The following is a 12,423-nucleotide window of genomic DNA, read 5'->3' as shown; positions in this document are numbered from 1 at the left end:
TTAGCCCTTGAGGTGGTCGAGTTCGTCCACGTTGATCGTGGACAGGTTGCGGAACAGCACCACCAGGATGGCCAGGCCGATGGCCGACTCGGCCGCGGCCACGGTGAGGATGAAGAACACGAAGACCTGACCGTCCATGCTCTGCAGGTAATGCGAGAAGGCGATGAAGTTGAGGTTCACCGCCAGCAGCATCAGCTCGATGGCCATCAAGATCACGATGAGGTTGCGCCGGTTGAGAAAAATGCCCACCACCGAGATGGCAAACAGGATGGCGCCGAGCACCAGGTAATGCGCGAGACTGAGCGATCCCAACATGGCTTACTCCTTGCCCTCGGCTTTCATCTGCACCAGGCGCACGCGGTCTTGGCGCCGCACCTTGAGCTGCTCGGACACCCGCATCGTCTTGGTGTCCTTGCGCCGCCGCAAGGTCAGGGAAATGGCGGCGATGATGGCCACCAGCAGAATGACCGCGGCGATTTCCAGCGGATAAAGGTAATGCGTGTACAGCACCAGGCCCAGGGCATTGGTGTTGGGCAACTGCGCCAGCGCATGCGCCACCGGCGTGGATGGCTGGCCGCCGACCTGCGCCGCAGCCGTCTGCCCGCCGATCTGAAAGGCCTGCATCAGCACCGCGGCCATTTCCAGCACGATGAACACACCCACCAGGGCGGCAACCGGGAAGTAGCGCCAAAAGCCCTGCCGCATGCGGTCGATATTGATGTCGAGCATCATGACCACGAAGAGGAATAGAACCATGACGGCGCCGACATACACCAGCACCAGCACGATGGCCAGGAACTCGGCCCGCAGCAGCATCCAGATGGTGGCCGCCTGGAAAAACGCCAGGACGAGGTACAGCGCCGAGTGCACCGGGTTGCGCGCGGTAATCACGCGGAAGGCGGCGAACAGCAGCACGGCGGAAAAGATATAGAACAGCGCGGTTTGGGTGGTCATGGTGTGGACGTCAGCGGCATCGGCAAGTTGTGCCACCGTCCTGCCGGCTTGGGGCTGCAGGGCTGGCTCCAGATCCTGGAGCGGCGCTTGGTGGAGCAACGAAAAACCGGTCAGGGAACACGCAAGGTGTTCACAGCCGGCGGGGCCTTCAGCGGTATTTGGCGTCGGCCTCCTTGTTGGGCGCGATTTCGTGTTCGTAGCGGTCGCCCACGGCCAGCAGCATGTCCTTGGTGAAATAAAGATCGCCGCGTTGCTCGCCGTGGTACTCGAAGATATGGGTTTCGACAATGGAATCGACCGGGCAGCTTTCTTCGCAGAAGCCGCAGAAAATGCATTTGGTCAGGTCGATGTCGTAGCGCGTGGTGCGGCGGGTGCCGTCCTCGCGTTGCTCGCTCTCGATGGTGATCGCCAGCGCCGGGCACACCGCCTCGCACAGCTTGCAGGCAATGCAGCGCTCCTCGCCGTTGGGGTAACGACGCAGCGCGTGCAGCCCACGAAAACGCGGCGACATGGGTGTCTTTTCTTCCGGGTACTGCACCGTGATCTTGCGGCGGAACGCGTGCTTGCCGGTCAGGGCCAGCCCCTTGAAGAGTTCGACCAGGAAAAAACTGTTGAAGGTGTCGCGAACTGCAGCCATGTTTGGATTCCGGTTCAGTTCCAGATCGACCAGGGGGTCTGCATCCAGGCGCCGATCAGCACCAGCCAGACGAGGGTGACGGGGATGAAGATTTTCCAACCCAGACGCATGATCTGGTCATAGCGGTAGCGCGGAAATGTGGCGCGCACCCAGAGGAAGATGGAGACCACCAGGAAGGCCTTGATGCCGAGCCAGATCCAGCCCGGAATGAAGCTGAGGAAGGACACCGGCGCATCCCAGCCGCCCAGGAACATGATCACGGCGAGGAAGGACACCAGGATCATGTTGGCATATTCGGCCAGGAAGAACAGCGCGAACGACATGCCGGAATATTCCACCATATGGCCGGCGACGATTTCCGATTCGCCCTCCACGACGTCGAAGGGATGGCGGTTGGTCTCGGCGATGCCGGAGATGAGATACACCACGAAGATAGGCAGCAGCGGCAGCCAGTTCCATGACAAGAAGTTGAGCCCCATGCTGGCGAACTGGCCTTTCATCTGGCCCATGACGATTTCGGTCAGATTCAGGCTGCCGGAAACCATGAGCACCACCACCAGACAAAAGCCCATGGCGATTTCGTAGCTCACCATCTGCGCCGAGGCGCGCATCGCCCCCAGGAAAGCGTACTTCGAGTTGGACGCCCAGCCCGCGATGATGATGCCGTAGACCTCCAGCGAGGTGATGGCCAGCAGCAGCAGCAGGCCGGCGTTCACATTGGCCAGCGCCACATCGGGCCCGAAGGGTATGACCGACCAGGCGGCGAGCGCCGGCATGATGGTCATGATGGGCCCGAGGATGAACAGGAACTGGCTGGCCTGTGTCGGGACGATGATTTCCTTGAAGAGGAACTTCAGGCCGTCGGCAATGGGTTGCAGCAGGCCGAAGGGACCGACGCGGTTGGGGCCGATGCGCACCTGAATCCAGCCGATGAGCTTGCGCTCCCACAGCGTGAGGTAGGCGACGGCGATGAACAGCGGCAAGACGATGGCGACGATCTTGATGATGTTCCAGACGACCGGCCAGGCGACTGGGCCGAGCAGGTTCAAACCACCGGAATTGAAGGCGTCGAGCATGGGTCAGACCTTGTGCACGGAAACCGCACCGAACATGGGGCCGAGGCCCGCGGTCGCGCGATGGGCCGTGGGGATGCGCGCCACGCCAGGGGCGAGACCGGCATCGCGCCGCGCCGGCAACTCGGCGCTGTTCGCACCCTGTTTGACGGTCACGCGATCGCCGGCTTGCAGCCCCAAACGCTCCCAGGCATCGGACGGCAGTGCGATTTGCCCGGCCAGGCGCGCATCGCGCGTTTGTTGCAGCGAGGTCGAACGGCGCACGATGGCGTCGCTGCTGTAGATGGGAACTTCGGCCAGGCGCTCGAAAGCATCGGTCGACTGGGCGGCCTGGCCCAGTGCGGCGGGCGACGCGATGTCGAGCTTGGCGGGCAGTGGCATGTCGGGCTGGTGTTCCAGCGCGGACAAGATGTCGATGCCATGCAACGCCGCCTCGCGCACGGCCTCGACGGTGTCGTACTCGAATCCCGCCAAGCCGAGTTGATCGGCCAGCACGCGCAAGACTTTCCAGGCGGGACGCGACTGCCCGGCGCTACCCACCACCGGATTGAAGGTTTGCAAAACGCCCTCGCAGTTCACCAGGCTACCCGCCGTTTCGCTGAACGGAGCAATGGGCAACAGCACCTGGGCGTAGTCGGCCGCGCCATGACGGTAGGCGCTCATAGCCACCACAAAGGCGGACTGGCGCATGGCCGCGATGGCCTGCGCCGCGTCCTGCATATCGAGTTCGGGTTCGACATTCAACAAGAGCATGGCCGCGGGCGGCGTGCGCAGCATTTGCGCGGCGTTCAAGCCGCCCTGCTGGGGCTTCGCTCCGACCAGATGTGCGCCAACCGTGTTGCCCGCCTCGACGGTGTAGCCGAAGCTCGCGCCGGTGCGCGCGGCAATCCAGCGCCCCAGGGCCTCGAGTTGCACCGCCTGTGGATGCTGCGCGGCGGCATTGCCCAGCAGCACGGCCTTGCGCTGACCGGCAAGCAAGCTGAGGGCCGCGCGCTTGGCGGTTTCTCCGGCTTGCAGTCCCGCGAGCGCGGCCGGGGGTTCGATGCCTTGTTCCGCAGCCACGGCCGCAGCCACTTCGGCCAGGCCGTGCAGCCACTGGCTGGGCGGCAGAACCATGCGCGCATGCAGCGGCATGAGGGTGTCGTCGTCAGCCGCGTGCAGCAGACTGAGCTTGGCGCCCGAGCGGGTGGCGCGGCGCAGCTTGGCGGCGAGCAAGGGATGGTCCTTGCGCAGGAAGGAGCCGACGATCAGGGCCGATTGCAGATGCCGGACATCGGCAATCGGCAGACCCAGCCAGGGAATGGCGGAACCATGCGCGTGAGCTGTATCACCGGAGAAATCCGATTGGCGCAGGCGGAAGTCGATGTTCTCGCTGCCGAGCGCGCGCACCAGCTTGCTCAGCAGAAACAGCTCTTCCAGCGTGCTTTCGGGCGTGGCCAGACCACCCAGAGCCTGCGGACCATCGACTTCGATCACGCGCTTGAGGCCCTGCGCCACATAGCCGAGCGCCGTGGGCCAGTCCGTCTCGCGCCATTGTTCGCCGTTGCGGATCATGGGCTGAGTCAGGCGCTCGGGACTGTTGAGCCCTTCGTAGCTGAAGCGATCGCGGTCGGAAATCCAGCACTCGTTGATGGCTTCGTTCTCTTGCGGCACCACGCGCATGACGCGGTTGTTCTTCACCTGCATCACCAGATTGCTGCCCAGGCTGTCGTGCGGACTGACGGAGGCGCGACGCGTGAGTTCCCAGGTGCGAGCGGCGAAACGGAAGGGTTTGCTGGTGAGCGCCCCCACCGGGCAGATGTCGATCATGTTGCCCGAGAGCTCGGAGTCGATCGAGCCTTCGAGAAAGGTGGTGATTTCGGAATGCTCGCCACGGTTGGCCATGCCGAGTTCCATGATGCCGGCCACCTCCTGGCCGAAGCGCACACAGCGTGTGCAGTGAATGCAGCGGGTCATCTCCTCCATGGCCACGAGAGGGCCGGCGTTCTTGTGGAACACCACGCGCTTTTCTTCGTTGTAGCGCGAGGACGAGGCGCCGTAGCCCACGGCCAGATCTTGCAACTGGCATTCGCCACCCTGGTCGCAAATCGGGCAATCGAGAGGATGGTTGATGAGCAGCAGTTCCATGACGCCCTTCTGCGCCTGGATGGCCTTCTCCGAGTGGGTCCGCACGATCATGCCTTGGGCCACGGGCGTGGCACAGGCCGGCAGCGGCTTGGGAGCCTTTTCCACCTCGACCAGGCACATGCGGCAATTGGCCGCGATGGACAGCTTGGGGTGGTAGCAGAAGTGCGGAACGTAGATGTCGAGTTTGTGCGTGGCGTCCATCACCATGGAGCCTTCGGGCACCTCGACCTTGCGTCCGTCGATTTCCAGTTCAACCATGTCGTGTCAACCTCGTGTGCAGGCGATGCAAGGAGCTGTGCGATGTTCAGACATACGCAGGCACGATGCAGGTTTTGTGTTCGATGTGATGCTCGAATTCGGCGCGGAAATGCTTGATGAAGGATTTGACCGGCATGGCCGCCGCATCACCCAGCGCGCAAATGGTGCGCCCGGCGATGTTGTCGGACACCGAGTTGAGCGCGTCCAGATCTTCCGGCCGGCCCTGTCCGTGCTCGATGCGGTGGACCATGCGGTACAGCCAGCCGGTGCCTTCGCGGCAGGGTGTGCACTGGCCGCAGGACTCGTGCTGGTAGAAGTAGGACAAGCGCATCAAGGACTTGACCATGCAGCGGGTGTCGTTGAGCACGATGACCGCTCCCGACCCCAGCATGGAGCCGGCCTTGGCGATGGAGTCATAGTCCATCGTGCAGTCCATGACGATGTTCGCCGGCAGCACCGGGGCTGACGAGCCGCCGGGAATCACGGCCTTGAGCGCCCTGCCCTCGCGCATGCCGCCAGCCAGCGCCAGCAGCTTGGAGAACGGTGTGCCCATCGGCACCTCGTAGTTGCCCGGCAGCGCCACGTCGCCCGAGACCGAATAGATCTTGGTGCCGCCGTTGTTGGGCTTGCCGCACTCCAGATAGGCCTGGCCGCCGTTGCGGATGATCCAGGGCACCGCGGCAAAGGTCTCGGTGTTGTTGATGGTGGTGGGCTTGCCGTACAGGCCGAAACTGGCGGGGAACGGTGGCTTGAAACGCGGCTGGCCCTTCTTGCCTTCCAGCGATTCGAGCAGCGCGGTTTCTTCGCCGCAGATGTAGGCGCCGAAACCATGCGAGGCATGCAGCTGAAAGCTGTAGGCGCTGCCAAGGATGTTGTCGCCGAGATAACCGGCGGCGCGCGCCTCCTCCAGCGCCTCTTCGAAGCGGTCGTAGTCCTCGAAGATTTCGCCGTGGATGTAGTTGTAGCCCACGCTGATGCCCATGGCGTAGGCGGCGATGATCATGCCCTCGATCACGATATGCGGGTTGAAGCGCAGGATGTCGCGATCCTTGAACGTGCCTGGCTCGCCTTCGTCGGAGTTGCACACCAGATACTTCTGGCCCGGAAACTGACGCGGCATGAAACTCCACTTCAGCCCGGTGGGGAAGCCGGCGCCGCCCCGCCCCCGCAAGGCCGAGAGCTTGACCTCGGCGATCACCTGATCGGGCGGCATGCCCGGGCCGCCGTCAGCGCCGAGAATCTTGCGCAGGGCCTGGTAGCCGTCGCGAGCCACGTAATCGTTCAGGTGCCAGTTCCTGCCGTCCAGCCCCTGCAGGATTTGCGGGTCGAGATGCCGGCCGTGGAAACAGCTCTCCTGGCCCGTGGATGCATAGGCATTCATGCTGCATCTCCCTTGGCCGCTTGGCGACGCAAGTCGTCGATCATCAGGTCGATCTGCGCGTTGCCAAGAAAGCTGCACATGCGACGGTCGTTCACCAGCGCCACGGGTGCGTCACCACAGGCGCCCAGGCATTCGCTTTCCTGCAGCGTGAACATGCCGTCGGCCGTGGTCTCGCCCAGGGCGATGCCCAGCTTCTGGCTGAGGTATTGCACCGCCTGCGTACCGCCGCCAAGTTGGCAGGGCAGATTGGTGCAAACGTTGAGCTTGAAACGCCCGACGGGCCGGGTGTTGAACATGTTGTAGAAGGTGACGACCTCGTGCACGGCGATGGGCGGCATGCCGATGTAGTCGGCCACTTCGCGCTCGGACTCGGACGAGATCCAGCCGCGCTCCAGTTGCACGATGGTCAGCGCGGCAATCACCGCGGACTGCCGCTGATCGGCGGGATACTTGGCCAGTTCGCGGTCAATGCGCTGGCGGGTGGTTTCTGACAGCATGGGATTACCGATCGATTTCGCCGAACACAATGTCCATCGTGCCGATGATGGCCACGGCATCCGCAATCATGTGGCCGCGCGACATTTCGTCCATCGCCGCCAGATGCGGGAAACCCGGGGCGCGGATTTTCAGGCGGAAAGGCTTGTTGGCGCCGTCGGACACGATGTAGATGCCGAACTCGCCCTTGGGATGCTCCACCGCCGCGTACGACTGCCCCTCGGGCACGTGGAAGCCTTCGGAGAACAGCTTGAAGTGGTGGATCAGCTCTTCCATGCTGGTCTTCATCTCGACCCGCGATGGCGGCGCGACCTTGTGGTTGCTGGTGATGACCGGGCCGGGGTTGGCGCGCAGCCAGGCCACGCATTGCTGGACGATGCGGTTGGACTGACGCATTTCCTCCATGCGCACCAGATAGCGGTCGTAGCAGTCGCCTTCCTTGCCGACCGGAACGTCAAACTCCATGCGGTCGTAGACGTCGTAGGGCTGGTTCTTGCGCAAGTCCCAGACGATGCCCGAGCCGCGCAGCATGGGGCCGGTGAAGCCGAGCTGCAAGGCGCGTTCGGGCGGCACCACACCGATGCCCACGGTGCGCTGTTTCCAGATGCGGTTGTCGGTCAGCAGGGTTTCGTACTCGTCGACATACTTCGGAAAACGCTGGGTGAAGTCGTCGATGAAGTCCAGCAGCGAACCCCGGCGGTTGCTGTTGAGCGCCTTGGTATCGCGCGGACCATGCACGCTGGACTCGCGGTACTGTGGCATGGCGTCGGGCAGGTCGCGATACACGCCGCCCGGACGGAAGTAGGCGGCATGCATGCGCGCACCCGAGGCGGCCTCGTACATGTCGAACAGGTCTTCGCGCTCGCGGAAGGCGTAGAGGAAGATGGTCATGGCGCCGCAGTCCAGGCCATGCGCGCCCAGCCACAGCAGGTGGTTCAACAGGCGCGTGATCTCGGCGAACATGACGCGGATGTATTGCGCGCGCAAAGGCACATCGACACCCAGCAGCTTCTCGATGGCCAGCACATAGGCGTGCTCGTTGCACATCATGGAGACATAGTCCAGCCGGTCCATGTACGGCAGCGCCTGCATGTAGGTGCGGGTCTCGGCCAGCTTTTCGGTGGCGCGGTGCAGCAGGCCGATGTGCGGATCGGCACGCTGGATGACTTCGCCGTCGAGTTCCAGCACCAGGCGCAGCACGCCGTGCGCTGCCGGGTGCTGCGGCCCGAAGTTGAGGGTGTAGTTCTTGATCTCGGCCATGGTTGTGCTGGGTGGTTCAGGCCGTGGGGCTGGCGGGCTTGGCGCCGGCGGGCTTGAGCCCGCCATAGCCGGCTTCGCGCACGATGCGCGGCACGATCTCACGCGGTTCGATCGTCACGGGCTGATAGATGACACGCCGGCGTTCGGGGTCGTAGCGCATCTCGACCGTGCCGCTGATGGGGAAGTCCTTGCGGAAGGGGTGGCCGATGAAACCGTAGTCGGTCAGCAAGCGCCGCAGATCGTTGTGGCCCTCGAACACCACACCGTAGAGGTCGAAGGCTTCGCGCTCGTACCAGTTGGCGCTGTTCCAGACGGGATCGACCGAAGGCACCACCGGCATGTCATCGTCTTCGGCCCACATGCGAACCCTGACACGCTGGTTGAGGCTGACCGAAAGCAGATGCAGCACGACGGCGTAGCGCTTGCCCTGCCAGGGTCCGTTGGCGTAGCCGTGATAGTCCACGACACAGAGGTCGATGAGCTGCTCGAAGCGCAGCGACGCTTGGTCGCGCAGGATGGAGCAGGCGTCGAGGTAGGAAGCCGGCGGAACGTCGATGGTGATTGCGTCCACGGCCCAGGCCATGGATGCGATGCGCTCGCCCAATTGTTGCTGCAGATCGTGCTGGAGTTGTTCGAGTTTGCTGGGCATCGGAGTGTGCGGGAATGACGCTGGATTCAGGGCTTGGCAGGACGGGCTCAACGCGCGATGGTGTTGGTGCGACGAATCTTGTTCTGCAGCTGGATGAGGCCGTAGAGCAGCGCCTCGGCCGTGGGCGGGCAGCCCGGGACGTACACATCCACCGGCACGATGCGGTCGCAGCCGCGCACCACGGAATAGGAGTAGTGGTAATAACCACCGCCGTTGGCACAGGAGCCCATGGACAGCACCCAGCGCGGCTCGGCCATCTGGTCGTAAACCTTGCGCAGCGCCGGCGCCATTTTGTTGCACAGCGTTCCGGCGACGATCATCAAGTCGGACTGGCGCGGACTTGGCCGGAAGACGATGCCGAAGCGGTCGAGGTCATAGCGCGCAGCGCCAGCATGCATCATTTCGACCGCGCAGCAGGCCAGGCCGAAAGTCATAGGCCAGAGTGAACCGGTGCGGGTCCAGTTGATCAGCTTGTCGGCCGATGTGGTGATGAAGCCCTCGTTCAGAACGCCTTCGATGCTCATGCTTGTTCCTCAAGGTGCGAACCGAGATTACTCCCAGTCCAGCGCCCCCTTTTTCCATTCGTAGATAAAGCCCACCACAAGAATGGACAGGAAGATCATCATGGCCCAGAACCCCGTTGCCCCAACCTGCTTGAGCACCACGGCCCAGGGAAAAAGGAAGGCGATTTCCAGGTCGAACAGGATGAACAGGATGGCGACGAGGTAATAGCGCACATCGAATTTCATGCGTGCGTCCTCGAAGGCCTCGAAGCCGCATTCATAGGGTGCATTCTTGGCGCTGTCGGGACGGCTGGGGCCGAGAAGACGACCCAAAGCCAATGGCGCGATACCGACGCCGGTGCCGACCAGAATGAAGAGCAAAACAGGCAGATATTGCTCAAGAAACATCAGGCCTCCTCCTTGTGATTTCGTCGATGCAAACCGGAACTTTGCCAGCCAACACGCTGCTTGAGGCAGGCCGACCCGCAGCCCGCCACAGCCGCTAGAGCGTATGTGAGAACTGCTGTTTATTGTTTGATGTACTGCAACATTTTGGTGCCGACGGCGAGACTCGAACTCGCACAGCTTTCGCCACTACCCCCTCAAGATAGCGTGTCTACCAATTTCACCACGTCGGCAAAGCCTCATTCAATTCGCTGCGTTGCAAACCTTGATGGATGCAACTAAACCCGTGCATTTTAGCCACCCCGCGAGCTTCCAAGCAACGCATAACCATGCCTGTTTGCGCAACGACAAGTTTCAAGAGCGGAGCACATTGACAAGTCGCAGGAAATGATGTTGTGCGATGCAACATCCAAGCTTACTTTGCAGCGCTTGTCTTCGGAGCGGGCACTGCCGCAGGCTTGGCCGCAGAAGCAGCCTGGGCTCCAGGACCTGCGCCTGGAATCTGCGCGATGCCAGCGGGCACCGCCGATGCCGCTGGCTTGGCTGCAGCGCTGGCTGCCTGTGCCGCCACAGGTTTCCCGGCGCCTGCAAGCTTGCTCATCAAGCCACCACCCTCACCTGGCTGATTGCCGAAATAGGCCAGTGCCAGGGTGCAGATAAAAAAAAGTGTGGCGGCAACCGCCGTACTGCGACTGAGAAAATTGGCGGAGCCGGTGGCGCCGAACAGGCTGCCGGATGAGCCGGAACCGAACGATGCCCCCATGTCGGCGCCTTTGCCGTGCTGCATGAGGATCAGGCCGACCATGGTGAGCGCGGACAGGATTTGAATGACGAGGATGAGGGTCAGGGCGATATGCATGATGAAATCGGATGAGGTCGGGTTGCGGCTTCAGGCGGAAAACCTGGCTGCGTCAACAATGGCGAGGAAATCGGCAGCCTTGAGCGAAGCCCCGCCGATCAGCCCGCCGTCGATATCCGGCTGGGCAAAGAGTTCGACGGCGTTGTCGGGCTTGACACTGCCACCGTAAAGCAGGCGGGTGGCAGCGGCACCCGCATGATGGCGAACGGCGCGCTGGCGTATGAAAGCATGAACCTCCTGCGCTTGCGCCGGGCTTGCGGTGCGTCCGGTGCCGATGGCCCAGACCGGTTCATAGGCCAGGACGATCTGGTGGATGCGTTGGCCCAGCAGTTGCAACACCGCGTCGAGTTGTGCCCCGACGATGGCCTCGGTTTCTCCACGCTCACGCTGCTCCAGGGTTTCGCCAACGCACACAATGGGTGTCATGCTTGCATCGAGTGCGCGCTGGGCCTTGATGGCCACCGTGCTGTCAGTCTCGGCGTGGTAGGCCCGGCGCTCGGAATGCCCGACGATGACATGGCCGCAGGCGAAATCGCGCAGCATGCCCACCGACACTTCGCCGGTGTATGGGCCTTGTTCATGCGCGGAACAGTCTTGCGCACCCAGGTTGATGGGCGTTCTGGCCAGCAGACCCTGCGCCTGCGCCAGGTAAGGGCTGGGGACGCACACGACCACATCGCAAGCCGGCGCGGGCGCGGCAACCAAAGCGTCCAGCAGGGCCTTGTTGGCGGCCAGCGAGCCGTGCATTTTCCAGTTGCCTGCAACCATCTTGCGACGCATCTTGTGTTGTCTCCTCTTGGAATTTTCCGGAATCAGGGCCAGGTCAGCACGATCTTGCCGATGTGCTGACCACCTTCCATCAGGGCGTGCGCCTGGGCCACCTGCGCGGCTGGCAGCACCGCATGCACATGGGGCCGGACCCGGCCGGCCTCAATCAGCGGCCAGACCTTGTCACGCAAGGCCAGCGCCACGCCAGACTTGAAGGCCACGCTGCGGGCCCGCAAGGTGGAGCCCGTGATGGTCAGGCGGCGGCGCATCAGCAGCGAGGCATCGAAGCCGGCCGCAGTACCGCCTTGCACCGCGATGATGACCAGGCGGCCATCTTCCGCCATGCAGCCGAGTTCGCGCGCCACGTAGTCGCCGGCCACCATGTCGAGCAGAACATCGACGCCTCGCCCCCTGGTGTGCTCACGCACCTGCTCGGCAAAGTCCTGCGTGCGGTAGTTGATGGCGCGCTCCGCGCCGAGATCCAGGCAAGCCTGACATTTCACGTCCGACCCGGCAGTCGCCCAGACGGTGGCGCCGAGCGCATGCGCCAGTTGAATTGCCGTGGTGCCAATGCCGCTGGTGCCACCCTGCACCAGCAGCAATTCGCCGGCCTTGAGTGCGCCGCGTTCGAACACGTTGTGCCAGACCGTGAAAAAAGTCTCGGGTAGCGTGGCGGCCTCGGCATCGCTCAAGATTTCCGGCACGGGAAGGCACTGGCCCACGGGGGCAACGCAATACTCGGCATAGCCGCCGCCCGTGAGTAAGGCGCAAACCCGCTGGCCGATGCGCAGGGTGGACCCCTGCAGATCGCCGCGGAGCACTTCGCCGCAAACTTCCAGCCCGGGAATGTCGGAGGCGCCCGGCGGCGGCGGGTACAAGCCCTTGCGTTGCAGCACGTCGGGCCGGTTGATGCCGAAGGCGCGAACCCGCAGCAGCACTTCCCCAGGCCCAGGTTCAGGCCGATCGCGATCCACCCAGCGAAGAACCTCCGGTGGGCCGGGTTGACTGATCTCGGCAACGAGCATGGACGTCATGGCAGTTCAGTGGGCAGTAG

14 protein-coding genes and 1 tRNA gene are annotated in these 12,423 nt (G+C 63.3%); all 15 read right to left on the bottom strand.

Going from position 1 to position 12,423, the window contains the following annotated elements; translation table 11 throughout:
• Positions 1-315 (bottom strand): NADH-quinone oxidoreductase subunit NuoK, encoded by a 315-nt coding sequence (gene nuoK / locus THIX_RS09980; protein WP_112486126.1) that lies wholly within the window; start codon positions 313-315, stop codon positions 1-3.
• A gap of 3 nt (positions 316-318) precedes the next feature.
• A complete protein-coding gene (locus THIX_RS09975) occupies positions 319-954 on the bottom strand; it encodes an NADH-quinone oxidoreductase subunit J (protein WP_112488292.1) in 636 nt (211 codons plus the stop codon).
• A gap of 148 nt (positions 955-1,102) precedes the next feature.
• Entirely contained in the window at positions 1,103-1,591 is a 489-nt protein-coding gene (gene nuoI, locus THIX_RS09970) for an NADH-quinone oxidoreductase subunit NuoI (protein WP_112486125.1), read from the bottom strand.
• Positions 1,592-1,605: 14 nt separating this feature from the next.
• Positions 1,606-2,667 carry an NADH-quinone oxidoreductase subunit NuoH gene (nuoH, locus tag THIX_RS09965; protein ID WP_112486124.1) on the bottom strand — a complete coding sequence of 354 codons (1,062 nt, stop codon included), beginning with the start codon at positions 2,665-2,667 and terminating at the stop codon, positions 1,606-1,608.
• A gap of 3 nt (positions 2,668-2,670) precedes the next feature.
• On the bottom strand, positions 2,671-5,049 hold the full coding sequence (gene nuoG, locus THIX_RS09960) for an NADH-quinone oxidoreductase subunit NuoG (protein WP_112486123.1): 2,379 nt from the start codon (positions 5,047-5,049) through the stop codon (positions 2,671-2,673).
• Between the two features lie 46 nt (positions 5,050-5,095).
• Complete coding sequence (gene nuoF, locus THIX_RS09955) at positions 5,096-6,430, bottom strand: NADH-quinone oxidoreductase subunit NuoF (RefSeq protein ID WP_112486122.1); 1,335 nt, start codon at positions 6,428-6,430, stop codon at positions 5,096-5,098.
• Positions 6,427-6,927 carry an NADH-quinone oxidoreductase subunit NuoE gene (gene nuoE, locus THIX_RS09950; protein WP_112486121.1) on the bottom strand — a complete coding sequence of 167 codons (501 nt, stop codon included), beginning with the start codon at positions 6,925-6,927 and terminating at the stop codon, positions 6,427-6,429. The genes nuoF and nuoE overlap by 4 nt, the downstream gene beginning before the upstream one ends.
• Before the next feature lie 4 nt (positions 6,928-6,931).
• Positions 6,932-8,185 (bottom strand): NADH-quinone oxidoreductase subunit D, encoded by a 1,254-nt coding sequence (locus tag THIX_RS09945; RefSeq protein WP_112486120.1) that lies wholly within the window; start codon positions 8,183-8,185, stop codon positions 6,932-6,934.
• Positions 8,186-8,201: 16 nt separating this feature from the next.
• On the bottom strand, positions 8,202-8,834 hold the full coding sequence (locus THIX_RS09940) for an NADH-quinone oxidoreductase subunit C (RefSeq protein ID WP_112486119.1): 633 nt from the start codon (positions 8,832-8,834) through the stop codon (positions 8,202-8,204).
• A gap of 47 nt (positions 8,835-8,881) precedes the next feature.
• Complete coding sequence (locus THIX_RS09935; RefSeq protein WP_031404004.1) at positions 8,882-9,358, bottom strand: NADH-quinone oxidoreductase subunit B family protein; 477 nt, start codon at positions 9,356-9,358, stop codon at positions 8,882-8,884.
• A 27-nt stretch (positions 9,359-9,385) separates the two neighbouring features.
• Positions 9,386-9,745, bottom strand: a complete 360-nt coding sequence (locus THIX_RS09930; protein WP_112486118.1) for an NADH-quinone oxidoreductase subunit A — start codon at positions 9,743-9,745, stop codon at positions 9,386-9,388.
• Positions 9,746-9,890: 145 nt separating this feature from the next.
• Positions 9,891-9,975, bottom strand: a tRNA-Leu gene (locus THIX_RS09925).
• 182 nt (positions 9,976-10,157) lie between these two features.
• Positions 10,158-10,601, bottom strand: coding sequence for a preprotein translocase subunit SecG (gene secG, locus THIX_RS09920; RefSeq protein WP_112486117.1), 444 nt, complete (start codon positions 10,599-10,601; stop codon positions 10,158-10,160).
• A 30-nt stretch (positions 10,602-10,631) separates the two neighbouring features.
• Positions 10,632-11,381 carry a triose-phosphate isomerase gene (gene tpiA / locus THIX_RS09915; RefSeq protein ID WP_112486116.1) on the bottom strand — a complete coding sequence of 250 codons (750 nt, stop codon included), beginning with the start codon at positions 11,379-11,381 and terminating at the stop codon, positions 10,632-10,634.
• A gap of 32 nt (positions 11,382-11,413) precedes the next feature.
• The gene (locus tag THIX_RS09910) at positions 11,414-12,394 is read right to left on the bottom strand and encodes an NAD(P)H-quinone oxidoreductase (RefSeq protein ID WP_112488291.1); all 981 of its coding nucleotides are present in this window, start codon (positions 12,392-12,394) and stop codon (positions 11,414-11,416) included.
• Between the last annotated feature and the right edge of the window lie 29 nt (positions 12,395-12,423).

The sequence above is a fragment of the Thiomonas sp. X19 genome, assembly GCF_900089495.1.
Taxonomy (GTDB): domain Bacteria; phylum Pseudomonadota; class Gammaproteobacteria; order Burkholderiales; family Burkholderiaceae_C; genus Thiomonas_A.
This window is presented reverse-complemented; position numbering and strand designations above follow the sequence as displayed.

Coding starts and splice junctions, on each gene's coding strand:
- nuoK (WP_112486126.1), bottom strand. CDS start 315: ATGTTGGGATCGCTCAGTCTCGCGCATTACCTGGTGCTCGGCGCCATC.
- THIX_RS09975 (WP_112488292.1), bottom strand. CDS start 954: ATGACCACCCAAACCGCGCTGTTCTATATCTTTTCCGCCGTGCTGCTG.
- nuoI (WP_112486125.1), bottom strand. CDS start 1,591: ATGGCTGCAGTTCGCGACACCTTCAACAGTTTTTTCCTGGTCGAACTC.
- nuoH (WP_112486124.1), bottom strand. CDS start 2,667: ATGCTCGACGCCTTCAATTCCGGTGGTTTGAACCTGCTCGGCCCAGTC.
- nuoG (WP_112486123.1), bottom strand. CDS start 5,049: ATGGTTGAACTGGAAATCGACGGACGCAAGGTCGAGGTGCCCGAAGGC.
- nuoF (WP_112486122.1), bottom strand. CDS start 6,430: ATGAATGCCTATGCATCCACGGGCCAGGAGAGCTGTTTCCACGGCCGG.
- nuoE (WP_112486121.1), bottom strand. CDS start 6,927: ATGCTGTCAGAAACCACCCGCCAGCGCATTGACCGCGAACTGGCCAAG.
- THIX_RS09945 (WP_112486120.1), bottom strand. CDS start 8,185: ATGGCCGAGATCAAGAACTACACCCTCAACTTCGGGCCGCAGCACCCG.
- THIX_RS09940 (WP_112486119.1), bottom strand. CDS start 8,834: ATGCCCAGCAAACTCGAACAACTCCAGCACGATCTGCAGCAACAATTG.
- THIX_RS09935 (WP_031404004.1), bottom strand. CDS start 9,358: ATGAGCATCGAAGGCGTTCTGAACGAGGGCTTCATCACCACATCGGCC.
- THIX_RS09930 (WP_112486118.1), bottom strand. CDS start 9,745: ATGTTTCTTGAGCAATATCTGCCTGTTTTGCTCTTCATTCTGGTCGGC.
- secG (WP_112486117.1), bottom strand. CDS start 10,601: ATGCATATCGCCCTGACCCTCATCCTCGTCATTCAAATCCTGTCCGCG.
- tpiA (WP_112486116.1), bottom strand. CDS start 11,381: ATGCGTCGCAAGATGGTTGCAGGCAACTGGAAAATGCACGGCTCGCTG.
- THIX_RS09910 (WP_112488291.1), bottom strand. CDS start 12,394: ATGCTCGTTGCCGAGATCAGTCAACCCGGCCCACCGGAGGTTCTTCGC.